This window comes from Streptomyces sp. NPDC000229, assembly GCF_040300825.1.
GTDB lineage: Bacteria > Actinomycetota > Actinomycetes > Streptomycetales > Streptomycetaceae > Streptomyces.
On the sequence record NZ_JBEPEL010000035.1, the window covers coordinates 42,457 to 66,308 of the forward strand.

Annotated in this window: 16 protein-coding genes; 5 read left to right on the plus strand and 11 right to left on the minus strand. The window is 72.9% G+C overall.

Annotated elements, in window-relative coordinates; all coding sequences use genetic code 11:
* The first annotated feature begins 133 nt into the window (after positions 1–133).
* Both ABT360_RS18865 and ABT360_RS18870 read left to right on the plus strand, forming a co-directional pair.
* Entirely contained in the window at positions 134–856 is a 723-nt protein-coding gene (locus tag ABT360_RS18865) for an MBL fold metallo-hydrolase (RefSeq protein WP_351817263.1), read from the plus strand.
* Between the two features lie 10 nt (positions 857–866).
* Positions 867–1,682: a DUF3097 domain-containing protein gene (locus ABT360_RS18870; RefSeq protein ID WP_351817266.1), complete on the plus strand. Its 816-nt coding sequence runs from the start codon at positions 867–869 to the stop codon at positions 1,680–1,682.
* A gap of 165 nt (positions 1,683–1,847) precedes the next feature.
* On the opposite strand, the gene hemW is transcribed toward ABT360_RS18870, so the two are convergent.
* From hemW to lepA, 4 genes are all read right to left on the minus strand, one after another.
* Positions 1,848–3,080 (minus strand): radical SAM family heme chaperone HemW, encoded by a 1,233-nt coding sequence (gene hemW, locus ABT360_RS18875; RefSeq protein ID WP_351817269.1) that lies wholly within the window; start codon positions 3,078–3,080, stop codon positions 1,848–1,850.
* Positions 3,081–3,107: 27 nt separating this feature from the next.
* Positions 3,108–5,153, minus strand: a complete 2,046-nt coding sequence (locus ABT360_RS18880) for a SpoIIE family protein phosphatase (RefSeq protein WP_444852271.1) — start codon at positions 5,151–5,153, stop codon at positions 3,108–3,110.
* 146 nt (positions 5,154–5,299) lie between these two features.
* The gene (locus tag ABT360_RS18885) at positions 5,300–7,189 is read right to left on the minus strand and encodes an AMP-dependent synthetase/ligase (RefSeq protein ID WP_351817272.1); all 1,890 of its coding nucleotides are present in this window, start codon (positions 7,187–7,189) and stop codon (positions 5,300–5,302) included.
* A 222-nt stretch (positions 7,190–7,411) separates the two neighbouring features.
* Positions 7,412–9,283 carry a translation elongation factor 4 gene (gene lepA, locus ABT360_RS18890; protein WP_351817275.1) on the minus strand — a complete coding sequence of 624 codons (1,872 nt, stop codon included), beginning with the start codon at positions 9,281–9,283 and terminating at the stop codon, positions 7,412–7,414.
* A 208-nt stretch (positions 9,284–9,491) separates the two neighbouring features.
* Here lepA and rpsT point away from each other — a divergent pair, with 208 nt between their 5' ends.
* Positions 9,492–9,758, plus strand: a complete 267-nt coding sequence (rpsT, locus tag ABT360_RS18895) for a 30S ribosomal protein S20 (RefSeq protein WP_064069563.1) — start codon at positions 9,492–9,494, stop codon at positions 9,756–9,758.
* A gap of 591 nt (positions 9,759–10,349) precedes the next feature.
* Here rpsT and holA read toward each other — a convergent pair.
* From holA to leuS, 7 genes are all read right to left on the minus strand, one after another.
* Positions 10,350–11,336 (minus strand): DNA polymerase III subunit delta, encoded by a 987-nt coding sequence (gene holA / locus ABT360_RS18900; RefSeq protein WP_351817279.1) that lies wholly within the window; start codon positions 11,334–11,336, stop codon positions 10,350–10,352.
* 57 nt (positions 11,337–11,393) lie between these two features.
* Entirely contained in the window at positions 11,394–11,639 is a 246-nt protein-coding gene (locus ABT360_RS18905; protein ID WP_351817282.1) for a hypothetical protein, read from the minus strand.
* A gap of 24 nt (positions 11,640–11,663) precedes the next feature.
* Positions 11,664–14,168 carry a ComEC/Rec2 family competence protein gene (locus ABT360_RS18910; protein ID WP_351817285.1) on the minus strand — a complete coding sequence of 835 codons (2,505 nt, stop codon included), beginning with the start codon at positions 14,166–14,168 and terminating at the stop codon, positions 11,664–11,666.
* The gene (locus tag ABT360_RS18915; RefSeq protein WP_444852272.1) at positions 14,165–14,899 is read right to left on the minus strand and encodes a helix-hairpin-helix domain-containing protein; all 735 of its coding nucleotides are present in this window, start codon (positions 14,897–14,899) and stop codon (positions 14,165–14,167) included. The genes ABT360_RS18910 and ABT360_RS18915 overlap by 4 nt, the downstream gene beginning before the upstream one ends.
* Positions 14,900–15,494: 595 nt before the next feature.
* Entirely contained in the window at positions 15,495–16,340 is an 846-nt protein-coding gene (locus ABT360_RS18920) for a DegV family protein (protein WP_351817291.1), read from the minus strand.
* 66 nt (positions 16,341–16,406) lie between these two features.
* Entirely contained in the window at positions 16,407–17,171 is a 765-nt protein-coding gene (locus ABT360_RS18925) for a hypothetical protein (protein ID WP_351817294.1), read from the minus strand.
* A 277-nt stretch (positions 17,172–17,448) separates the two neighbouring features.
* Positions 17,449–20,319, minus strand: a complete 2,871-nt coding sequence (gene leuS / locus ABT360_RS18930) for a leucine--tRNA ligase (RefSeq protein ID WP_351817297.1) — start codon at positions 20,317–20,319, stop codon at positions 17,449–17,451.
* A gap of 452 nt (positions 20,320–20,771) precedes the next feature.
* Here leuS and ABT360_RS18935 point away from each other — a divergent pair, with 452 nt between their 5' ends.
* Positions 20,772–22,052, plus strand: coding sequence for a hypothetical protein (locus tag ABT360_RS18935; RefSeq protein WP_351817300.1), 1,281 nt, complete (start codon positions 20,772–20,774; stop codon positions 22,050–22,052).
* Positions 22,049–23,632, plus strand: coding sequence for an NADH-ubiquinone oxidoreductase-F iron-sulfur binding region domain-containing protein (locus ABT360_RS18940; RefSeq protein ID WP_351817303.1), 1,584 nt, complete (start codon positions 22,049–22,051; stop codon positions 23,630–23,632). Before ABT360_RS18935 ends, ABT360_RS18940 begins: the two co-directional genes overlap by 4 nt.
* Positions 23,633–23,852: the final 220 nt, after the last annotated feature.

The window sequence follows — 23,852 nt, forward strand, 5'->3', positions numbered from 1 at the left end:
CTTCGCTGGCACTCGCAATGCCCGAGTGCCAACCTTCCCCCGGCAAGTGTACGGCGCCGGGGTACGCCCCTAGCAAGGGCGGCCGACCACGCTACCGCGCGACGTCGCTGGTGGTTGCCGATAGCGTCGCGGTATGGACGTCAGTTGGGAAGACTTCGGCTGGGAGCGTCTCGCCGACGGCGTGGGCCGCAGGAGGCTCCCGGTGTGGGACGCGACCACGGCGCTGGTGGTCGGCGAGGAGGGCGCTCTCCTGTACGACACGGGCGCGACGCTCCGTGAGGGCGCCGCGATCCGGGCGCAGGCTCAGGCCCTGATGGGCGGCCGGAGAGTGACGCATATCGCACTGAGTCATCCCCATTTCGATCATGTGCTCGGCACGGCGGCGTTCTCGGGGACGGAGGTGTACGGCGCCGTCGGCATCGACACCGTGCTCACCAGGGACCGCGACGCGCTGCGGGGCGACGCCGTACGGCACGGGGTGGCCGAGACGGACGCCCTGGAGGCGACGGACGTCCTGGTGGCCCCGCACCACCTGGTGTGCGGCGAGTGGACGCTGGAGCTGGGCGGGCGGCAGGTGCTGCTGGCCAATGTGGGGCCGGGTCACAGCGGCCACGACCTGGCCGTGCTCGTGCCGGGCTCCCGGGAGGTCGTCCTGTGCGGGGACCTGGTGGAGGAGTCGGGCGACCCGCAGGCCGGGCCGGACGCCATCCCCTCGCGCTGGCCGGCCGCCCTGGACCGGCTGCTGGAGCTGGGCGGCGAGGAGGCCGTGTACGTCCCCGGGCACGGCGCCGTGGTCGACGCCGCCTTCCTACGCGCCCAACGCGATGAACTGGCCCGGCGGTTCGGGGTGTCGTAGCGTCTGGCGAATGCGCAGCTACCACCCCGATCTGACGCCCCCGTGGAAGAAGTCCGCGCCCGTTGCCGAGGTTCCCGCCGACCCGGACCTGGTGGTCGAGGAGGTGAGCACCGGCTTCTGCGGGGCGGTGATCGGCTGTGAGGCGGGGACGGTCACCCTGGAGGACCGGTTCGGCAAGCACCGGGTGTTCCCGCTGACGCCCCGGGGGTTCCTCCTGGAGGGCCGTACGGTGACGCTGGTGCGCCCGTCGGCGGCGCCCTCCCGGCCGTCGCGCACCGCCTCGGGCTCCATCGCCGTCCCGGGTGCACGCGCGCGTGTGGCCCGTGCGGGGCGCATCTATGTGGAGGGCCGCCACGACGCGGAGCTCGTGGAACGCGTGTGGGGCGACGACCTGCGCATCGAGGGCGTGGTCGTCGAGTACCTGGAGGGCGTCGACGACCTCCCGGCCGTCGTCCGGGACTTCGGCCCGGGCCCCGACGCCCGCCTCGGGGTCCTGGTGGACCATCTGGTCCCCGGCTCCAAGGAGTCCCGCATCGCGGCATCGGTCACGGACGCCCACACCCTGGTCGTGGGGCATCCGTACATCGACATCTGGGAGGCGGTGAAGCCCTCGTCGGTGGGCATCCGGGCGTGGCCCGCCGTCCCGCGCGGCCAGGACTGGAAGACGGGCGTGTGCCGGGCACTCGGCTGGCCGGAGAACACGGGCGCGGCCTGGCAGCACATCCTGTCGAAGGTCCACTCGTACAAAGACCTGGAGCCGGAGCTGCTGGGCGCGGTGGAGCAACTCATTGATCACGTGACGGTAGGCGGCGCGGAGCCGGCGTGATCACACACTGGTCCAGTCGTTTCCCCGCCGGGGCCCGAACCGCCTCCCCGCCATAGCGGGGCTGTTCCGTCGATCAGCTCGTCCACACGGCCTGGCAGGTCGTTGTCCCCGCCACTGCGGGGATCTGCGGTCGGCCTCCTGGGCGGGGCCTGGAGGGGACGTCAATCAATCCACCAGGTCCCGCACCACCGCGTCGGCCAGGAGCCGCCCCCGCAGCGTCAGCACGGCCCGCCCGTCGGCGTAAGGACCGGCGTCCAGGAGCCCGTCCCTTACCGCCCGCTCGGCAGCGGCCAGGCCCGCCGGCTTCAGCAGCGACAGAGCGCACCCCTCCTTCAGTCGCAGCTCCAGCAGCACCCGCTCCACGCGCCGGTCCTCCTCCGACAGGACCTCACGCCCCGCGCCGGGCGACCGCCCCTCCGCCAGCGCCGCGGCGTACGCGCCGGGGTGCTTGACGTTCCACCACCGCACGCCCCCCACGTGGCTGTGCGCGCCGGGCCCCGCCCCCCACCAGTCGGCGCCGCGCCAGTACAACTCGTTGTGCAGGCACCGTCCCGCCTCCGAGGTGGCCCAGTTGGACACCTCGTACCAGGAGAAGCCCGCCCCGGACAGCACGTCCTCGGCGATCAGGTACCGGTCCGCGTGGACGTCGTCGTCCGTCATCGGCACCTCGCCGCGCCGGATGCGCCGCGCCAGCTGCGTGCCCTCCTCCACGATCAGGGCGTACGCGCTGACGTGGTCCGGCCCCGCGCCGATCGCCGCGTCGAGCGAGGCGCGCCAGTCGTCGTCGCTCTCCCCCGGCGTGCCGTAGATCAGGTCGAGGTTGACGTGCTCGAACCCGGCCGCGCGCGCCTCCGCGACGCAGGCCTCCGGCCGCCCGGGGGTGTGCGTGCGGTCGAGCACCTTCAGGACGTGCCGGCGGGCGCTCTGCATGCCGAAGGAGATCCGGTTGAAGCCGCCCTCCCGCAGCTCCGCCAGGTACGCAGGGTCCACGGACTCCGGGTTCGCCTCCGTCGTGATCTCGGCGTCGTCGGCGAGCCCGAACTCGTCGCGGACGGCGCCCAGCATCGTCACGAGGTCCGCGGCGGCGAGCAGCGTGGGCGTACCGCCGCCGACGAAGACGGTGCGCACCGGGCGCGGGTCGTCACCGAGCACCTTCCGCGCGAGGCGCACCTCGTCCGTCAGCGTCGCCGCGTAGTTGTCGCGGGAGGCGAGGACGCCACCGGAGCCGCGCAGCTCGGTGGCGGTGTAGGTGTTGAAGTCGCAGTAGCCGCAGCGGGTCGCGCAGTACGGCACGTGCAGATAGAACCCGAGCGGCCGCTCACCGGCCCCGAGCAGGGCGGACGCGGGAAGCGCGCCGTCCTCGGGCATGGGCTCACCATCGGGCAGTACGGAAGGCATACCGCCCATTGTCCGTCACCGCGGCACCTACCGGGCCTGGAGCACCAGCAGCGCGAGATCGTCGCGCACGGGCGTCTCGCCGAACGTGTGGACCGCCTGCCGGATCCGGTCGGCGACCTCCCGTGCCGGCAGCCCGGCGCAGCCGGCGAGGGCCTCGGCCAGCCCGTCGCCGTCGTCGAACATCCGGCCGGTGCGGGAGCGGCGTTCGGTGACGCCGTCGGTGACGCACAGGAGGGTCTCCCCGGGCGCGAGGTGGAAGGTGTGGCTCTCGTACCCGACGTCGTCGACGACGCCGAGCAGCACCTGGGGCGCCGCGGCGGGCGTCACGGAGCCGTCGGGGCGCAGCAGGAGCGGCAGGGGGTGGCCGGCGCTGGCGAGCGTGCAGCGGGCTCCGCCGCCGTCCTCGGGGGCGAGCGGCACGAGCTCGCCGTACAGCAGTGACAGGAACCGCGACTGCGGCTGGGCCGGGGGCTGTGGCCCGCCGGGCAGGTCACCGGCCGCGGCGACCATGGAGGCGGCGGCTTCGGCGGCCTCCGTGGCGTCGTCGAGGAGCAGCCGGTTCAGCCGGTCGAGGACCTGCCCGACCTGGTGGCCCTCGCGGGCGAGCAAGCGCAGCCAGGGGCGGGCCAGGCCGGTGACGACGGCGGCCTCGGGGCCGCTGCCCTGGACGTCACCGAGCATGAAGCACCAGCGGCGCGCTCCCGGGCCGGCCTGGAACACGTCGTAGAAATCGCCGCCCGCGAGACCGTCGTCGCTCGGTTCGTACACGATGCGGCTGTCGATGCCCGGGATCTGGGCCACTTGGCTGGGCAGGAGACCGCGCTGGAGGATCCGGCTGATGGTGACCTGGCGGGTGTAGCGGCGGGCGGCCCCGATGGCGAGGGCGACGCGGCGCGCGAAGTCCTCCACGAGGGTGGTGACGGCGTCGGGGATCCGGCCGCGCCCGCGCCGTCCCAGCATCAGCGTGCCCAGTCCGTGCCCGCCGACGACCAGCCGGTACGCGAGCGCGGTGCCTCCCGCCGCGCCGCCCGGCACGCCCCGGACCCCCTGCCCGTCGCCGCCCCGGACCCCGTGTCCGTCCGCGTGCCCGTGCCTGTCCGCTTTCCCGTCCGCGTGCGCATGCCCGTGCCCGTCCGCGTGCCCTTCCGCGCCGCGCTCCGAGGACGGCCACGGGATCGGCACCGGCCCGGTGCGGGGCGGCTCCGGCATGCGGGGCGGTTCCTTCTCCAGCACCGTGCGCAGCGTCTCCAGCGCCGATTCGTCGGCGTGCCACACCCGGGCGAGCCGGGGCCCGCCGCCCTCCGTGGTGTTGTCCTCCAGCCAGAAGGCGCACCAGTCGGCCAGGCGCGGCACCAGGAGCTGGCCGGCGAGCGCGGCGACGAGGTCCTCGTCGAGCTGGCCGGCGAGCAGGTCGGACGCCTCGGCGAGGAACGACAGCGCCCCGCGGCCGGCCCATTCGTGGTCGTCGCGCACGACCCGGCGCGGTGCCGGGGCGAGGATCCCGGCGGCGCGCAGCCCGCGCTGGATCGCCGGCTCGGCGCCGGGTACGGGGCAGGTGTCCCAGCCGTCGAGGGGGAGCCGGGCCCAGACGGTCTTGAGGCCGGGGCGGTAGGTGATGCCCCAGCATTCGGCGAGGGCGGCGACGAGCTGGAGCCCGCGGCCGTACTCGTCGAGACCGTCCTCGTCCTCCTGGTGCTGCTGCTCGTGGCGGACGGTCCGGGTGGGGTGGTGGTCGGAGACCTCGAGGACGAGGGCGGCGGGCCGCCCGTCGGCGGGGTCCTCGAGACGGAAGAGGAGCTCGACGGTGGTACCGGCGTGGACGACGGCGTTGGTGACGAGCTCGCCGACGACCAGGACGGCGTCGGCGGCGACCCGGTCGTTGATCGTCGCGGCGGCGGGCAGCGCCAGTCCGGTCCAGTCGGCGAGCGCGGCGCGTACGAACCGGCGGGCGGCGGACGGCGCGAGCGGGTTGCCCGGCAGGCTGGTGCGCGTGACGGACTGGCCCGGGGGCGGGTGGTGGGGCGGCAGCAGCAACTCGCCGGTGGTCGCGCGCTGTGTCGGAAGGGACCCCACGTGCGGCTCCTCGTCGGCTCGGCTCGTGGTCGGACACCGACAGGGTGACAGATCGAGCACGCCCATAAGCGCCGAGTCATCGAACTCGCCCACGCGAACGGGGCCGCGCTCGCCGAGCGCGGCCCCGTCGTTGCGTCCCGCCGGTCTCAGGCTTCCCTGGTCCCCGCGTACATCTCGTCGATCAGGTGCTTGTACTCACGCTCGACCACGGGGCGCTTCAGCTTGAGGCTGGGCGTCAGTTCGCCGTGCTCGATGTCGAGGTCGCGCGGCAGGAGCCGGAACTGCTTGACGGTCTGCCAGCGCTGGAGCCCCTCGTTGAGCCGGTCCACATAGCCCTGGACGAGCTGGTTGACCTCGGGGGTGGCCACGACCTCGGCGTAGGACTTGCCGCCCAGGCCGTGCTCCTCCGCCCAGCCGAGGATCGCGGGCTCGTCGAGGGCGATGAGCGCGGTGCAGAAGTTCCGGTCGGCGCCGTGGACGAGGATGTTGGAGACGTACGGGCAGACGGCCTTGAACTGTCCCTCGACCTCGGCGGGCGCGATGTACTTGCCGCCGGACGTCTTGATCAGGTCCTTCTTGCGGTCGGTGATGCGGAGGTAGCCGTCGACGGACAGTTCGCCGATGTCGCCGGTGTGGAACCAGCCGTCCGGCTCCAGGACCTCGGCGGTCTTCTCCGGCAGCCCGTGGTACCCCTCCATGATGCCGGGGCCGCGCAGCAGGATCTCGCCGTCGTCGGCGATCCGGACCTCGGTGCCGGGCACCGGCTTGCCGACGGTGCCGGTGCGGTAGGCCTCGCCCGGGTTGACGAAGGACGCGGCGCTGGATTCGGTGAGGCCGTAGCCCTCCAGGATGTGGATGCCGGCGCCGGAGAAGAAGTAGCCGATGTCGGGCGCGAGGGCGGCCGATCCGGAGACGGCGGCGCGCAGCCGGCCGCCGAAGGCCTCGCGGAGCTTGGAGTAGACGAGGGCGTCGGCGATCTTGTGCTTGGCCTTCAGGCCGAAGGGGACGCTCGCGTTGCCGGTGCGGCGGAAGTTGTCCTGACTGGTCCTGGCGTATTCGCGGGCGACCTCGGCGGCCCACTTGAAGATCTTGTACTTGGCGCCGCCTCCTGCCCGTGCCTTTGCCGCGACTCCGTTGTAAACCTTTTCGAAGATGCGGGGGACGGCGGCCATGTACGTCGGCTGGACGACCGGCAGGTTCTCGATGATCTTGTCGACGCGGCCGTCGACGGCGGTGACGTGCCCGACCTCGATCTGGCCGGAGGTCAGCACCTTGCCGAAGACGTGAGCGAGGGGCAGCCAGAGGTACTGCACGTCGTCCGCCGTGACCAGGCCGGTCGCGGCGATGGCCTTGGCCATGTACGACCAGTTGTCGTGGGGCAGCCGTACGCCCTTGGGGCGGCCGGTGGTGCCGGAGGTGTAGATGAGGGTGGCGAGCTGGTCGGCGGTGATGGCGGCGACCCGGTCCTTGACGGCGTCCGGGTTCTTCTCCAGGTACGCGCGGCCGCGCTCCTCGAGCTCGGCGAGGGAGAGCACCCAGCCCTCGGGGTCGGCCTCGTCCGCTTCCACACCGGTCGGGTCGATGACGACCACATGGGTGAGGTGCGGCAGGTCGGCACGCTTCTCACGTGCCTTGGCCAGCTGGGCGGCGTCCTCGGCGATCAGGACGCGGCTGTCGGAGTCGGCGAGGATGTACGCGGACTCCTCGGCGTTGGTCTGGGGGTAGACGGTGGTGGTCGCGGCACCGGCGCACATCACGCCGAGGTCCGACAGGATCCACTCGACACGGGTGGCGGCGGCGAGGGCGACCCGCTCCTCGGACCGTACGCCGAGGTCGACGAGGCCGGCGGCGATGGCGTAGACGCGCTCGGCGGCCTGTCCCCAGCTGAGGGACTTCCACTCGTCGGGGCCCTGGCCGGAGGCGGCGGGGACCGGGTAGCGGTAGGCCTCGCCTTCGGGCGTTTTCGCCACGCGCTCCAGGAAGAGGGTGGCCACGGAAGGCGGTCGGTTCTCGATCAGGGTTTGTGTGTCGCTCACGACGTCCTCCGGGCGGCTTGCGGCAGGGCTGCACGACGGGATGATTGTTTAACTGGCGAGTAACCCTCGGGCGGCATCAGGTTAGAGCGCCATGGTCCGCCATGTAAGGGGCTGCGGCCCGGTGCTTCATACCCGCTTCATAACGACTCGGACGCGCGGCGGCACGTCGCAAGCACGCAAAAGCGCCCGTCCGTGAACCGAACGGGCGCTGTGCGGGCACTGCTACTTCTTGGCCTTGCCGCCGGCGGAGTCGTCGCTGGACAGCACCGCGATGAAGGCTTCTTGCGGAACCTCCACGGAACCGACCATCTTCATCCGCTTCTTGCCTTCCTTCTGCTTCTCCAGCAGCTTCCGCTTACGGGAGATGTCACCGCCGTAGCACTTGGCGAGGACGTCCTTGCGGATGGCGCGGATGGTCTCGCGGGCGATGACGCGCGAGCCGATGGCCGCCTGGATCGGCACCTCGAACGCCTGGCGCGGGATGAGCTCGCGCAACTTGGCCACGAGCCGCACGCCGTACGCGTACGCCGCGTCCTTGTGGGTGATGGCGGAGAAGGCGTCGACCTTGTCGCCGTGGAGCAGGATGTCGACCTTCACGAGGCTGGAGGCCTGCTCGCCGGTGGGCTCGTAGTCGAGGGAGGCGTAGCCGCGGGTCTTGGACTTCAGCTGGTCGAAGAAGTCGAAGACGATCTCCGCGAGGGGCAGGGTGTAGCGGATCTCGACCCGGTCCTCGGAGAGGTAGTCCATGCCGAGGAGGGTGCCGCGGCGGGTCTGGCAGAGCTCCATGATCGAGCCGATGAACTCGCTGGGGGCGAGGATCGTGGCGCGGACGACCGGCTCGTAGACCTCGCTGATCTTGCCCTCGGGGAACTCGCTCGGGTTGGTGACGGTGTGCTCGGTGCCGTCCTCCATGAGCACGCGGTAGACCACGTTCGGGGCGGTGGCGATCAGGTCCAGCCCGAACTCGCGCTCCAGCCGCTCACGGATCACGTCGAGGTGCAGCAGGCCGAGGAAGCCGACACGGAAGCCGAAGCCGAGGGCGGCGGAGGTCTCCGGCTCGTAGACCAGCGCGGCGTCGTTGAGCTGGAGCTTGTCGAGGGCGTCACGCAGCTCGGGGTAGTCGGAGCCGTCCAGCGGGTAGAGGCCGGAGAACACCATGGGCTTGGGGTCCTTGTACCCGCCGAGCGCCTCGGTGGCGCCCTTGTGCAGGGTGGTGATGGTGTCACCGACCTTGGACTGCCGGACGTCCTTCACACCCGTGATCAGGTAACCGACCTCACCCACACCGAGGCCGTCGGCCGGGAGCATCTCGGGCGAGTTCGTCCCGATCTCCAGCAGCTCGTGCGTGGCGCCGGTGGACATCATGCGGATGCGCTCGCGCTTGTTGAGCTGGCCGTCGATGACACGTACGTACGTGACGACGCCCCGGTACGAGTCGTAGACCGAGTCGAAGATCATCGCGCGGGCGGGGGCGTCCTTGACGCCGACCGGGGCCGGGACCTCCCTGACGACGCGGTCCAGCAGCGCCTCGACACCGAGACCGGTCTTGGCGGACACCCGCAGGACGTCGTCGGGGTCGCAGCCGACCAGGTTCGCCAGTTCCTCGGCGAACTTCTCCGGCTGGGCGGCCGGCAGGTCGATCTTGTTGAGCACGGGGACGATGGCGAGGTCGTTCTCCATCGCCAGGTAGAGGTTGGCGAGGGTCTGCGCCTCGATGCCCTGGGCGGCGTCGACGAGCAGGATGGTGCCCTCGCAGGCGGCCAGGGACCGCGACACCTCATAGGTGAAGTCGACGTGACCAGGGGTGTCGATCATGTTGAGGATGTGAGTGCTGCCCTGGCCGGGCCCCTCGGTGGGGGCCCACGGCAGACGCACCGCCTGGGACTTGATCGTGATGCCGCGCTCGCGCTCGATGTCCATGCGGTCGAGGTACTGAGCGCGCATCTGCCGCTGCTCGACCACACCGGTCAGCTGGAGCATCCGGTCGGCAAGGGTGGACTTGCCGTGGTCGATGTGCGCGATGATGCAGAAATTGCGGATCAGCGCCGGGTCGGTACGGCTCGGCTCGGGCACGTGGATAGGGGTCGCGGGCACGCAGGGTCCTGATTCTCGAGACGCCGGGCGTCTCTGCTCGGGTCGACGGCGGATCGATACGTAGGTTCCATGGTCCCACGGACGGGGACGGGCGCTCGGTTTGGGCCGCTCGGAGGGCGACTGGTAGCCTGGGCAGCTGTGTCTCGTGGCCCTCTCAGCAACGGGGCACACATCAGAGAAATCCTTACGAACCTGAAAAGGCTCTTTCGTGGCGAACATCAAGTCCCAGATCAAGCGGAACAAGACCAACGAGAAGGCGCGCCTGCGCAACAAGGCCGTCAAGTCGTCGCTCAAGACCGCGATCCGCAAGGCCCGTGAGGCTGCCGCCGCGGGTGACGTCGAGAAGGCCACCGTTGCCGCTCGCGCCGCCTCCCGTGCGCTCGACAAGGCCGTCTCGAAGGGTGTCATCCACAAGAACGCCGCCGCCAACAAGAAGTCGGCGCTGGCCACCAAGGTTGCCTCCCTCCAGGGCTGAGCTGCTCTTGATTTGATCGCCGGAAGGGACCCAGCGGGCCCTCTCATCCGCTCCTGACCGGCACCCCGAGCCCGTACGCGGCCTGCGTTCGCCACGCGGGTACGAGCTCACCAACGCACCACCCGAAGGCCCCGTCGCCGTCCTTCCCCAGGACGCCCGCCGGGGCCTTCGCCATACCCAGCCCCGGCCCGCACACCCTGGCCCCCCGGTGGTTACGCCCTCTCCCGGGCCACGCCTGACCGTCCGGCGCGCAGCCGCCGACGGCAAAGGGCTCCACGTGGGGCCGCTCGCGTACAAGCGGCACGGGAGGGAGACCGGGCCGCTCACCAGCACCGCTCGCCGGCACACGGCCCGCGGCCGACCGACGGCCGGAAGCCCCACGGAAAGACCCGCACTCGCACCTCCCGCGGCGGGTGGCGCGACGGAAACCGAGCCCGGCTTCCAGGCGTGCGGGGTTCCCACCGGCTCGAGGCCGACTACGCACCGCCTCGCCCCCGGTAGCCACACCGCGACCGGCAGCGCACGCCACCGCCGGCCCACGGCACTCGTATCGCCCCCGCCGCACGGCGGCGGCGCGCCGCACCGCTCGCGTCAGCGGCGGGAGCGGGCCGCGCGGGCGATGGTGACGACGGCCTTCTCCAGCGCGTACTCCGGGTCGTCTCCCCCGCCCTTGACCCCCGCGTCGGCCTCGGCGATCGCGCGCAGCGCGACGGCCACCCCGTCCGGCGTCCAGCCGCGCATCTGCTGACGCACGCGGTCGATCTTCCACGGCGGCATACCCAGCTCGCGGGCCAGGTCCGCGGGCCGCCCGCCTCGCGCCGACGACAGCTTGCCGATCGCCCGCACGCCCTGCGCCAGCGCGCTCGTGATCAGCACGGGCGCGACGCCGGTGGACAGCGACCACCGGAGCGCCTCCAGGGCCTCCGCGGCCCGGCCCTCCACCGCCCGGTCGGCGACGTTGAAGCTGGAGGCCTCCGCACGGCCCGTGTAGTAGCGGCCGACGACCGACTCGTCGATCGTGCCCTCGACGTCCGCGGCGAGCTGCGACACCGCGGACGCGAGCTCCCGCAGATCGCTGCCCACCGCGTCGACGAGCGCCTGGCAGGCCTCCGGCGTCGCCGACCGCCCCAGCGCGCGGAACTCACCGCGTACGAACGTCAGTCGCTCCGCCGGCTTGGTGGTCTTCGGGCACGCGACCTCCCGCGCACCCGCCTTGCGTGCCGCGTCCAGCAGACCCTTGCCCCTGGCGCCGCCCGCGTGGAGCAGGACGAGGCAGATGTCCTCCACGGGCGAGCCGAGGTAGGCCTTGATGTCCTTGATCGTGTCGGCGGAGAGGTCCTGCGCGTTCCGCACGACCAGCACCTTGCGCTCGGCGAAGAGCGAGGGGCTCGTCAGCTCGGCGAGCGCGCCGGGCTGGAGCTGGTCGGGCGTGAGGTCGCGGACGTCCGTGTCGGCGTCGGCCGCGCGGGCGGCCGCCACCACCTGCTGCACCGCCCGGTCGAGAAGCAGGTCCTCCTGCCCCACGGCGAGGGTGACGGGCGCGAGGACGTCGTCGGTCTGGTTCTTTCTGGTGGCCATCGCGAACCAGCATCGCACGGCCCACCGACAACGCGGGCACGCCCGGAACCGCCCGCCCTACGGCTCCTCGCGCCAGCCGTCCCACCGGGCCGCGAACTCGTCCAGCTCGGCGGCCGCGAGCCGCCCGTCCGGGTCCTCGACCACCACCAGCCACTGGGCGTCCTCGGCGTCGTCCTCACCGGCCAGGGCGTCCCGTACCAGCTGCGGCTCCTCCGTGATCCCGAAACGCTCCCCGAGTTCCTCGGCGACCTCCTCGGCCGCGTCCCGGTCGGGCAGCACCAGCACATGTCTCACATCGCTCACAACAGACATTGTTCCCGCGTACCGCTACGGCTCCGGCCCCGGGGCCGTCGGCACCGATGCGGTGGCGGCACGCAGCTCCCTCCCCCGTCCCGTCACGGCGATCGCACCGTGCCTGTCGGTGCTCAGCACCACCGCTCCGCCGGACCTCAGCGCGTCGACCGTACGCGGTGACGGATGGCCGTACGGGTTGTCACGGCCGGCCGAGACCAGGGCCAGCCGTGGACGGGCCCTGCCCAGCAGGCGGGGGTCCTGGTGGGCCGAACCGTGGTGGGCGACCTTCAGGACGTCGACCGGCGGCAGGTCCGGGTGGGCCCGCAGCAGGCCCTGCTGGGCGGGCGGCTCCAGGTCGCCGAGGAGCAGCAGGGTCGTACCGCCGTCGATGCGGACGTGGAGCGCGACGCTGGCGTCGTTCGCTCCCTCGGGCTCCGGGCCCGTCATGGCGGCGCCCGGCCACAGCACCCGCCAGTCGAGCGGCCCGATCCGCCGGCGCTCACCCGCTCCCGCCCGGAGGACCGGCACCCCTGCCGCCGCGGCGGCTCTCCGCACGAACGCCGCCTGGTCCGGCGGGTCCTGGAGGCTCGTGGTCTGGATCGCCCCGACGGCCCGGCCCCTCAGGACGCCGGGCAGGCCCGCGACATGGTCGGCGTGGAAGTGCGTGAGCACCACGAGCGGCACCCGGCTGACCCCGAGCTGGTGCAGGCACCGGTCCACGAGCGCCGGGTCCGGGCCCACGTCGACCACCACGGCCGTGTCACCGCCCGCCGCGAGGACCGTCGCATCGCCCTGGCCGACGTCGCACATCGCGAACACCCACCCCGGTGGCGGCCACCCGGTGACCAGCCTGGTGAGCGGTTGCGGCCGCACCACGGCGAGCAGCAACAGCACGGAGCACGCTCCGGCCAGCCACGCCCGGTGCCGCACCCGGCGCACGCCCACCAGCACCAGCCCGGTGACGGCGGCGAGAAGCAGCCCTCCGCGCCAGCCTCCGGGCCACTGAGCCTCCGCCCCGGGCAGTGAGGCCCCCGCCCGGGCGACGGAGGCGATCCACCCGGCCGGCCACCCCGCGCATTCGGCGAGCAGTCCGGCCACCGGCATCGCGACCGGTGCCGTGGCGAGCGCGGCGAACCCGAGCACGGTCGCCGGGGCCACCGCGAGCTCGGCGAGCAGGTTGCACGGGATCGCCACCAGGCTGACCCGCGCGGCGAAGACCGCCACCACCGGGGCGCACACCGCCTGGGCCGCGAGCGCCGCGGCCAGCGCCTCCGCGATCCGTGGCGGCACCCCGCGCGCGTGCAGCGAGGCGCTCCAGCGCGGGGCGACGGTGAGCAGCGCCCCGGTGGCCAGCACGGACAGCAGGAAGCCGTAGCTGCGCGCCAGCCAGGGGTCGTACAGCACCAGCAGCAGTACGGCGGCGGCGAGCGCGGGGATCAGTGACCTGCGGCGCCCGGTGCCGATGGCCAGCAGGGTGATCAGTCCGCAGGCGGCGGCGCGCAGCACGCTGGGATCGGGCCGGCAGACCAGGACGAAGCCGAGGGTCAGCGCCCCGCCGAGCAGCGCTGTCGCCCGCAGCGGGATCCCCAACCGGGGCGCCAGCCCGCCACGCTCGGCCTTGAGCGCGCTGCCGGGCGGGCCGATGAGCAGCAACAGGACGATGGTGAGGTTGCTCCCGGAAACGGCCAGAAGATGCGTCAGGTCGGTCGCCCGGAAGGCGTCGTGCAGGTCGGACGGAATCCGGGAGGTGTCCCCGACGACCAGCCCCGGCAGCAGGGCGCGGGCATCCGGTGGCAGCCCGTCGGTCGCGGCGCGCAGCCCCGCGCGGAGGTCCCCCGCGGTGCGCTGGAGCGCGGTCGGGGGCCCGGTGACCCGCGGCGGGCCCGGGTCCGCCCGCATCACGCCGGCGAACGGCTCGCCGGCGTGATGCGGCGGTGCCAGCCGCCCCGTCAGGCGCAGCCGGGTGGACGGCAGCAGCCGCAGCCAGTCCCCTCCGGCGGGCGAGACGACCACCAGCACGGGCGTACGGACCCTGGTGAGGGCACCGTCGGGAGCCGTCACCAGCGTCACGTCCGCGTCCAGCACCACGGAGGCGGGCGCCGCCCGGGGGCCGCGGACCTTCACACGGGTGAGCCGTGGGTCGGAGGTGACCGTCGCCTCGACGGTGACCCGCGCGTGCTGCTCCGCCAGTCCCGGCAGCGGGCCCCTCCGCAGATCGGCGCCGTGCAGTCCCGCGGATGCCGCACCGGCCGCGGTGCAGAGCAACACCGCCGCGCACGCCGCCCCGTTGGCCCGCCACCGGCCCACCGCGAGCGTGGTGCGCCCGCCGCCGCGCCCGAGCAACAGCGCGGCGCCGCCCAGGGCGCAGAGCGCCACGCCCACCATCGTCCACCGGCCCGGGGCGCCCAGCGCGAGCGCCGCCGCTCCCCACGCCGCCAGGGCGGGGCCGACCAGCCGCATGTCGGCCGGGCCCTCCTGCCGGGGGTCGGCGGCACCCAGCCGCGTACCTGACGCGGTGTGAACCGTCCCGCGGCTCATGGCCGCACGAGGGACTGGAGGTCCGCGAACCGGCGCTCACCGATCCCGTTGACCTCGCGGAGTTCGTCGACCGACCGGAAGCCCCCGTGCCGGGTGCGGTAGTCGACGATGTGCTGGGCCAGTACGGGGCCGACGCCCGGCAGGGTGTCGAGCTGGTCCACCGTGGCGGTGTTGAGGCTGACCGGTCCTTGGGCGCCGCCCGGCCCCGGCGCCCCGGCCACCCCGGGTGCCGGTCCCGCCGGTGCGGGCGCGGCGCCCACCACGACGTGCTCGCCGTCCATGAGCACGCGTGCCCGGTTGAGCCCCGTGAGGTCGGTTCCCGGCCTGGCACCGCCCGCCGCGCGCAGGGCGTCGGCGACCCGTGATCCGGCCGGCAGCCGCAGCACACCCGGACGCCGCACCTTCCCGCTCACGTCGACGACCACGGGCGGCGCCCCGGTCCCGGGACGGCGGGCCGCGGCCCCCGCCGCCGTGGGCGGCGCGGCCTCGGCGACCACCTCGGGCGCCCGGACCGGCTCCGGCCGACCCGCCCAGAAGTACCGCCCGGCAAGGGCGGCGGCCACGGCCAGGACGACGGCGAGCGCGACGACCGTGCGGGGCTCCAGCCCGCACCGCGTCTGCACCCACAGCGGCAGCCGCTCCCGCAGCTCGGGCCACCACCGCTCCCGCCGCTCCCCCTCCGCCTCGGGACCCGAAGCAGCGCCCGCGCCCCTCGCCGACTCCCCCGCCACGGACCCCGACTCCGGCCCGGAGGAAGCCCCTGCCTCCACCGGCGCGCCGTCCACGGGCCCCGGCACCGGTCCGGAGGAAGCCCCCGGCACCGGTGCCCGCCCCGAAGAAGGCCCCCGTGCCGAAAAAGCCCCCGCCACCGGAACCGCCCCCGGCCCCGGCACCCCCGCCTCGACCTGAACCGCCCCCGCCACCGGCACCCCCACCGACACCGGAACCGCCCCTGCCGCCGGCGGCTGTGCCGGCGCAACGCCCCCGCCCGGGGGTGGGTGGGTCGCCGACGCGCCCGTCCCTTCGAAGAGCGCGTCCGCGCGGCGGCGTGCCGTCGCCGTCGCGCGGACGGCTGCTGTGCGCTTGCCGCGTCGTACACGGTGTCGTGCGGGGCCGCGGCCCCGCGTACGGCCGTCGGAGCCGGGTGCCCGGCCGGGGCCGCTCGCAGCACGGACCGGGAGCGATGCGGATGTCACGGAGTGTGTTCGCGTTGCCATGCCACAGCACGGTAGACACGATCACCCGAACCCGCCGAGCTGCCTCAAATTCCGTGGATAACCCACCAGTTGTGGAAAACCCGGTCACCCGACCGTGTGAAGCCGGCGGTCAGCGCGGTGAGACGACGACCCCCAGCAGTCCCGGCCCGGTGTGCGCGCCGATGACCGCGCCGACCTCGCTGACGTGCAGCTCGGCCAGGCCCGGTACGCGGGCGCGCAGCCTGTCGGCGAGGGCGGCGGCCCGGTCGGGTGCGGCAAGGTGGTGGACCGCGATGTCCACCGGGCTCGCGCCCGCCCGCTCGGCGGCGATCTCCTCCAGCCGTGCGATCGCCTTGGACGCCGTGCGTACCTTCTCCCGCAGCTCGATCCGCCCGCCCTCCAGTTCCAGCAGCGGCTTCACGGCGAGCGCGGAGCCCAGCAGCGCCTGGGCCGCGCCGATGCGGCCGCCCCGGCGCAGGTACTCGAGCGTGTCGACGTAGAAATACGCGGAGGTCCCGGCGGCCCGTTTCTCCGCGGCGGCCACGACCTCGTCCTGCGTGCCGCCCGCTTCCGCCGTCTCGGCGGCCGCCAGCGCACAGAATCCCAGCGCCATGGCGACCATCCCGGTGTCGACGACCCGCACCGGCACCGCGGCGTCCTTGGCGGCCAGCAGCGCGGCGTCGTACGTCCCCGAGAACTCGGCCGACAGGTGCAGCGACACGATCCCCGTGGCCCCCTTCTCGGCCGCCGCGCGGTAGGCGGCGGCGAACACCTCGGGGCTCGGCCGTGACGTGGTCACGGAGCGGCGCTTCTGGAGCGCGAGGGCCAGCGAGCGGGCCGAGATCTCGGTGCCCTCCTCCAGGGCCTGGTCGCCGAGGACGACGGTCAGCGGCACCGCGGTGATACCGTGCCGCTCCATCGTCCGCGCCGGCAGGTAGGCCGTGGAATCAGTGACGATCGCGACATGGCGGGACATGACCGGGAGGGTACCCCGGAGGCGGCTCCGTACGGCAGCCCGCCCCCGCCTCGTGATCCGATCCGGTCAGTTCGTGGTCTCGGGGCGGGTCGACTTCTGCCAGGAGTAGAAGGGCTGTTGCCGCGGATCCTGCGCGGTGATCGCCTTGGGCGCATCCGCGTCGGACGTGTCCCGGCCGGCCTCGGGCTCTGGCGTGGGCCGTGCGTTCGCGTCGGCGTCCGCCGGCCAGCTCTGGGCCGACGCCTGCCCTTCCGCCGCCTCCGGCCAGGACAGGTCGTCCTGCTCGGCGACTGTCCAGTGCCGCAGCGCCCCGGCCTCCACGTCGATCTGTGCGCCCAGCGACGCCAGGTCGTCGTCCGCGAACTTCCGCGCCCGGTCGCGGGCCGCCCACCGCAGCGACTCCGCCGAGTGGGTGATCCGCTCCGTACGCTCGCGCAGTTCGTCGAGCTGGGCGGCCACCCCGGCCCGGTCCGGGTCTCGTTCCAGCCGCTTGAGGTCGGCGTCCAGTTCGTGTCCGTGGGCGCTGAGCCGACGGAACAGCTCCAGGGACTCCTTGAGCGAGGCGTCCTCCGCCGCGCCCGCCTCCAGCGCGTCCTGGGTGGCCCGCATAGACGTCCGCAACGACAGCCGCAGTTGCGCCAACTCGGCCGTGACACCCCCCGGCGCGTAGCTCTTGGCCCGCAGCGTGGTGTCCTCGACCGTTCGCCGCGCGTGGGTGATCGTACGGTCCACCCCGCGCTTCGCCGCCTTGACGGCCTTCACGGTCACGTACACCCCCAGCGCGACGAAGGCGACGAAGAGCAACGCCAGGATCGCGATCGCTTCTGCCATGAAGTCCCCTCGATGTCGCACGGTGCGGCGCCGGACGCGGCCGTCCGTCGTTCCTCCACGGTAAACGGAACGGGCAGGCCGAGGGTTCCATCCGAACCCCCAACCTGCCCGTAGGGGAAAACACCCAGGTGTGACACCGGGTGGGACGCCGGGCGTCATCCCATGAGTCACTCCACACGCATCCCGCTCAGGCATGTCACGCCCGGCGCAGCCCGCTCAGGCGTGTCACGCCCCGCGCAGCCCGCCCACGCATGTCACTCTCGCGTGCGCCCAGGCATCACGCCGGGACGATGTTGACCAGCTTCGGCGCCCGCACGATCACCTTGCGGATGCCCGCGCCGCCCAGCGCCGCGACGACACCTTCGTCGGCCAGGGCCAGCGCCTCCAGGTCCGCGTCCGTGATGGACGGGGAGACCTCCAGGCGCGCCTTGACCTTGCCCTTGATCTGGACGACGCAGGTGACGGTCTCGTCGACGACGTACGCCGGATCGGCGACCGGGAAGTCCTGGTGGACGACGGAGTCGGTGTGGCCCAGCTTGCGCCACAGCTCCTCGGCGATGTGCGGGGCCAGCGGCGCGACCAGCAGCACCAGCCGCTCGGCGACCGACCGCGACACCGGGGCGGCCGTCTTGGTCAGGTAGTTGTTCAGCTCGGTGACCTTGGCGATCGCCGTGTTGAACCGCATGGCGGCCATGTCCTGGGACACACCGTCGATCGCCTTGTGCAGGGCGCGCAGCGTGTCCTCGTCGGGCTCGGTCTCGACGACGGTGGCCTCGCCGGTCGACTCGTCGACGATGTTGCGCCACAGCCGCTGCAGCAGCCGGTACTGGCCCACCACCGCGCGCGTGTCCCAGGGACGCGAGACGTCCAGCGGGCCCATGGCCATCTCGTACAGGCGCAGGGTGTCCGCACCGTACTCGGCGCAGATCTCGTCCGGGGTGACGGCGTTCTTCAGCGACTTGCCCATCTTGCCCAGGACGCGGCTGACCTTCTCGCCCTGGTACCAGAAGGCGCCGTCGCGCTCCTCGACCTCGGCGGCCGGTACGGCGATGCCCCGCGCGTCCCGGTAGACGAAGGCCTGGATCATGCCCTGGTTGTACAGCTTGTGGAACGGCTCGGCCGAGGACACGTGCCCCAGGTCGTACAGCACCTTGGACCAGAAGCGCGCGTACAGCAGGTGCAGGACGGCGTGCTCGGCGCCGCCGACGTACAGGTCGACACCGCCGTGCGGCTGTCCCTCGCGCGGGCCCATCCAGTACTGCTCGATCTCCGGGTCGACCAGCCGGTCACGGTTGTGCGGGTCCAGGTAGCGCAGCTCGTACCAGCAGGAACCGGCCCAGTTGGGCATGGTGTTGGTCTCGCGCCGGTACTTCTTGGGCCCGTCGCCCAGGTCCAGGGTGACGTTGACCCAGTCCTCGTTGCGCGACAGCGGCGTCTCGGGCTGGGTGTCGGCGTCGTCCGGGTCGAAGGTGCGCGGCGAGTAGTCCTCGACCTCGGGCAGCTCCAGCGGCAGCATCGACTCGGGCAGGGCGTGGGCGATGCCGTCCTCGTCGTAGACGATCGGGAAGGGCTCGCCCCAGTAGCGCTGGCGGCTGAACAGCCAGTCGCGCAGCCGGAAGTTGACGGTGCCTTCGCCGATGCCCTTGGCGACCAGCCAGTCGGTGATCTTCGCCTTGGCCTCGGCGACGCCCAGGCCGTCCAGCGAGATCTCGTCGTTCGCCGAGTTGACGATCTTCGCGTCGTACGAGTCGAAGGCGTCGTCCCACGTCGACGGGTCGGTACCGCGGTCGTCCGAGGGCTCGACGACGCAGCGCATCGGCAGCTCGAAGGCGCGCGCGAAGGCGAAGTCACGGCTGTCGTGCGCCGGGACGGCCATGATCGCGCCGGTGCCGTAGCCCATCAGGACGTAGTCGGCGATGAAGACCGGGACGCGGTCGCCGCTGACCGGGTTGATGGCGTACGCGCCGGTGAAGACGCCGGTCTTCTCCTTGGCGTCGGCCTGCCGCTCGACGTCTGACTTGCCGGCCGCCTGCTTGCGGTACGCGTCGACGGCCTCGGCCGGGGTGGCGTACCCGCCCGTCCAGACGTCGTGTGTGCCCTCGGGCCACGCCGCCGGGACGATCTTCTCAACCAGCTCGTGCTCGGGCGCCAGGACCATGTAGGTGGCGCCGAACAGGGTGTCCTGGCGGGTGGTGAAGACGGTGATCGCCTCGTCGCCGACGGGGAAGTCGACGCGGGCGCCCTCGGAGCGGCCGATCCAGTTGCGCTGCTGGAGCTTGATGGCCTCGGGCCAGTCCAGTGCGTCCAGGTCGTCCAGCAGCCGGTCGGCGTAGGCGGTGATGCGCATGTTCCACTGGCGCAGCTTCGCCTTGAAGACGGGGTAGTTGCCGCGCTCGGAGCGGCCCTCGGCGGTGACCTCCTCGTTGGCGAGGACGGTGCCCAGGCCGGGGCACCAGTTGACCGGCGCGTCCGAGGCGTAGGCCAGGCGGTACCGGCCCAGGACGTCGGCGCGCTCGGCGGCGGTCAGCTCGCTCCACGCGCGCGTGGAGCCGGGTACGGGGCGCTCACCGCTCTCGAACCGGGCGATCAGGTCGGCGATGGGGCGGGCCTTCTTCGCCTCCTCGTCGTACCAGGAGTTGAAGATCTGCAGGAAGATCCACTGGGTCCACTTGTAGTAGTCCGGGTCCATCGTGGCGAAGGACCGGCGCTTGTCGTGGCCCAGGCCCAGCCGGCGCAGCTGGACCTTCATGTTCTCGATGTTCGCCTCGGTCGACACGCGGGGGTGGGTGCCGGTCTGGACGGCGTACTGCTCGGCGGGCAGGCCGAAGGCGTCGAACCCCAGGGTGTGCAGGACGTTGTGCCCGGTCATGCGCTGGTGGCGGGCGAAGACGTCGGTGGCGATGTAGCCCAGGGGGTGGCCCACGTGCAGGCCCGCACCCGAGGGATAGGGGAACATGTCCATGATGAACTTCTTGGGGCGGGCGACCACGGCCTGGTCACCGGCCAGGTCACCGCTCGGGTTGGGCGTCTCGTAGGTGCCCTCGGCGTCCCAGAAGTCCTGCCAGCGTGCCTCGATGTCGGCGGCCATGGCCGCCGTGTAACGATGCGGGGCTGCTGCCTCGACAGCAGCCGAATTCATCTCGCTCATGATCCTTAAAGCTCCATCGATCGTCTCTGCCCGCTACCGCTCGGTGGCGCGGCGAAATGAAAAAACCCCTCGCACAGGAGGGGACGCCGCGCCGATTCCGGCCGGATGTTTCATCCGCCGGTGCTGATCAGCGCGGCTCGCTAAGCAGAAGGCGTACGGCACGCATGGCGTCAGGGTACCGCAGGGCCCGTTGGAGCCGCATCGAGGTTCCATGGGACGGTCAGGGCACCGAGCGTCACCACGGGCCTCAGGGATACTCCGCGTATCAACCCTATCCAGGGCAACCCCAGAGTCAGTTGTCGGCCGATCCGAACCTTAAACGCTCAAAGCTCGTACCGGTTGGTATGCCTCGACTTAGCATGCGGCCACGGGACCTCTTTTCCGCACCACTGGAGTCGCCCCCCATGAACCCTCATCGCAAGATCCGCTCATCGCCCGCTTTGCAGGCCGGTATGAGCAAGCCGGTACAGGGCGGGCTTTCCGCGGCTGCACTGGTACTCATACCGATGCTCGCGATCGGCGGAAGCGACAGCTTCCGGGCCGCCCTGGACTTCACCACGGGCGTCCTCTCCCTCGTGTCGCTGACCGCTTCCGTGGCCTGGGGCCTGCTCGCGACGGACCGGCTCCTCCTCTCCACCCGCCACCGGCTGCTCGCCCAGGCCATCCACCGCACCACCGCGGTGGCCTCCCTCGGCTTCCTCCTCCTCCACGCCACCGTCAAGGTCTCCCTCGGCCACGTGGCGCTCATCGGGGCCCTCATCCCCTTCGGTCTCGGCGTCACCGGCACGGCCGGCCTGATCGGCTTCGGGTCGCTCGCCGGCCTGCTGATGGTGGTCGCCGCGTCCACCGGCGCCGCCCGCAGCGCCCTGGCGGGCCGTGGCAGCATCGCGGCCCGCTGGCGGCCCCTGCACATGCTGGCCTACCCGGCCTGGTGCTGTGCGCTCGTCCACGGGCTCTACGCGGGTCGCCCCGCAGCCACCTGGGTAACCACCATGTACTGCCTCGCGCTCGCCGGGGCCGCCGCCGCCGTCTCGGTACGGATGCTTCCCCTCCCCGTCCAGCAGAGCCTCGCCGAACGCGTCCTGGCCCTGCTCGGCCCGGGCAACGACAAGCCGGGCCGCGGTCGCGGCAGGCGGCGGGACCCATCGGTGTCTCCGCTGCCCGGCGCGGCCGACATCCTCCCTCCCCGCCCGTCGTACGAGGCCTCCCCTCCGTTCGAGCAGGAAGTACGGCGGGAGACGGTCACCCGCCCCGAGCCGGCCGCCCCGTCCCCCGACCGTCCGCTCGGCCGCCCCCGCGAGCAGCCCCGGACCCTGACCCCGCCTTCCGCGCCGCTGTACGAGCCCACGTTCCCCTCGCCCTCCCCCAGCACCACGGGGGCGGGCATCTCCGCCGCCTACCGGGCCGTGTCCCTGGGCAACGCCGCGGCGGGCGGCCCCACTCAGGAGATCCCGTACGCGGAGCGCGTCCCGATGACGGAGGAGCTGCCGGTCGTGGCCGACGAGCCGGCGACCCGTCCCGGCTACTGGCCGACCCCCTCCCCGCCGCCGCCCGCCCAGTCCCCCACCCCGCCCTCGTACAGCCCCACCACCCCCGAGCCGCCGTCCTACGGCCACACCACCCCCGAGCCGCCCTCGTACGGCGCCGGCAGCCCCACCGAGCCCGCACCGGGCCCCTTCCAGCAGCCGCCGGCCGGCGAGCCCTGGACCGCACCAGCAGGAGACCGCCTGTGAACACCCCGCTCCCCGACGTCCCCGAAGTCCGCGTCGTCGGCCTCCCTCAGCTCACCCAGGGCTTCGACCTCGTCGAGCGGCTCGACCTCCAGATGCACCTGAAGGTGCACGGCCCCCTCGAACCCATGGGCGGCGAGCGGCTGGCACAGCTCGCCGAGGAGATATCGCTGACCGGCCGCGGCGGCGCCGGCTTTCCCTTCGGGAGGAAGCTGCGGGCGGTCGCCAAGGCGACGATCCGGCGCGGTGTGCGCCCCGTCGTCGTGGTCAACGGCAGTGAGGGTGAGCCCGCCTGCCGCAAGGACACGGTCCTGCTGAACCGCGCGCCGCACCTGATCCTGGACGGCGCCCTGCTGGCCGCCGAGGCCCTCGGCGCCCGCACCCTGGTCGTCGCGGTGACCCGTAACTCCACGGAGATCTCCATCCGCGCTGCCCTCGCCGAGCGGGGTCTGTCCGACCGGCGCGGTCAGCGGCTGCGCGCGCGTGTCGTACGCACTCCGGAGCGCATGGTCTCCGGCGAGGCCTCCTCCGTGATCCGGGCGGTGAACGGCGGGCCCGCGATCCCGCCCGGCCGCCGGGAGCGCGCCGCCGAGTCCGGTGTGGGCAACGCGCCGACGCTGCTGTCCAACGCCGAGACGTTCGCGCAGCTGGCCGTCGCCGCCCGGATCGGCGCCGGCCGCTACAGCCAGCACGGCCTGGACAGCGAGCCGGGCACGGTCATGCTGACGATCTCCGGACAGGTCGCCCGGCCCATGGTGGTGGAGGTGCCGACGGGCGTCCCCATGCGGTACGTGCTCCAGCTGGCCGGCGCCCCGCCGGTCCCCCAGGGTGTGCTGACCGGCGGGTACCACGGCAACTGGATCGACTCCATGGCCGTGGACAACTGCGTGATCTCCAAGCAGTCCATGGCGGCCGTGGGGGGCGCCCTGGGAGCCGGAGCGATCCTGCCCATCGGACCCGAGACCTGCCCCCTGGGCGAGGCCCAGCGGGTGGCGAACTGGCTGGCGGCCGAGACGGCCGGCCAGTGCGGCCCCTGCCGTCTCGGCCTGCCCGCGGCGGCGGGTGGCCTGTCGGACGTGCTCAACGGCGGCGGGCCGGCCGCCCTGGAGGCGCTGCGCGAGGTCACCCAGGCGGTGAAGGGCCGGGGCGTGTGCAAGCACCCGGACGGATCGGCCCGGTTCTTCAGCTCGACCCTGTCCGCCTTCACCGACGATCTGGCCGCCCACGTCCTGCACGGCGGCTGCGGACGTCCGACGATCGGCGTGCTGCCGCTCCCCGCGCCCGGCTACCAGGAGGTCGTGGAGTCCATCCCGAGCGGCGAGAAGCTGGCGGTGGACTGGACGCTCTGCAAGGGCCACGGGCTGTGCGCGGACATCGTCCCTGAGCTGATCCGTATGGGCCGCGACGGCTATCCGGTGCTCGCGGACGCGTCCGTGCCGACCCACCTGCGGGACCGCGCGCAGCTGGCGGTACGGCGCTGCCCCGAGCTGGCGCTCCGGCTCGAGCGGGGCCCCCAGGAGCGGCCCTCCCGTCCGGCGTTGCCGAGTGCCGACCGCAAGGCCCTTGGGAGCGGCCGGGGTTGACGGCCCGCCCCCGGCGGCTGCGGCCGCCGGGGGCACCCACCGAACGCAGGGCGCACAAGGAACGGCGGGGGCCCGTACCGGCGCGCGAGGGCACACAAGAAAGGCGGGCCATCCGATTCGGATGGCCCGCCTTCCACGTTCTGTGGAGCTAAGGAGAATTGAACTCCTGACCTCCTGCATGCGCGGTTCGGTGTCCGCTGCGCGACGCATGGACGGAACC

What these genes read in the sequence shown, in the direction of transcription:
- ABT360_RS18865 (WP_351817263.1), top strand. Translation starts at nt 134, where the DNA reads ATGGACGTCAGTTGGGAAGACTTCGGCTGGGAGCGTCTCGCCGACGGC.
- ABT360_RS18870 (WP_351817266.1), top strand. Translation starts at nt 867, where the DNA reads ATGCGCAGCTACCACCCCGATCTGACGCCCCCGTGGAAGAAGTCCGCG.
- hemW (WP_351817269.1), bottom strand. Translation starts at nt 3,080, where the DNA reads ATGCCTTCCGTACTGCCCGATGGTGAGCCCATGCCCGAGGACGGCGCG.
- holA (WP_351817279.1), bottom strand. Translation starts at nt 11,336, where the DNA reads ATGGCCACCAGAAAGAACCAGACCGACGACGTCCTCGCGCCCGTCACC.
- ABT360_RS18910 (WP_351817285.1), bottom strand. Translation starts at nt 14,168, where the DNA reads ATGAGCCGCGGGACGGTTCACACCGCGTCAGGTACGCGGCTGGGTGCC.
- ABT360_RS18920 (WP_351817291.1), bottom strand. Translation starts at nt 16,340, where the DNA reads ATGTCCCGCCATGTCGCGATCGTCACTGATTCCACGGCCTACCTGCCG.
- ABT360_RS18925 (WP_351817294.1), bottom strand. Translation starts at nt 17,171, where the DNA reads ATGGCAGAAGCGATCGCGATCCTGGCGTTGCTCTTCGTCGCCTTCGTC.
- leuS (WP_351817297.1), bottom strand. Translation starts at nt 20,319, where the DNA reads ATGAGCGAGATGAATTCGGCTGCTGTCGAGGCAGCAGCCCCGCATCGT.
- ABT360_RS18935 (WP_351817300.1), top strand. Translation starts at nt 20,772, where the DNA reads ATGAGCAAGCCGGTACAGGGCGGGCTTTCCGCGGCTGCACTGGTACTC.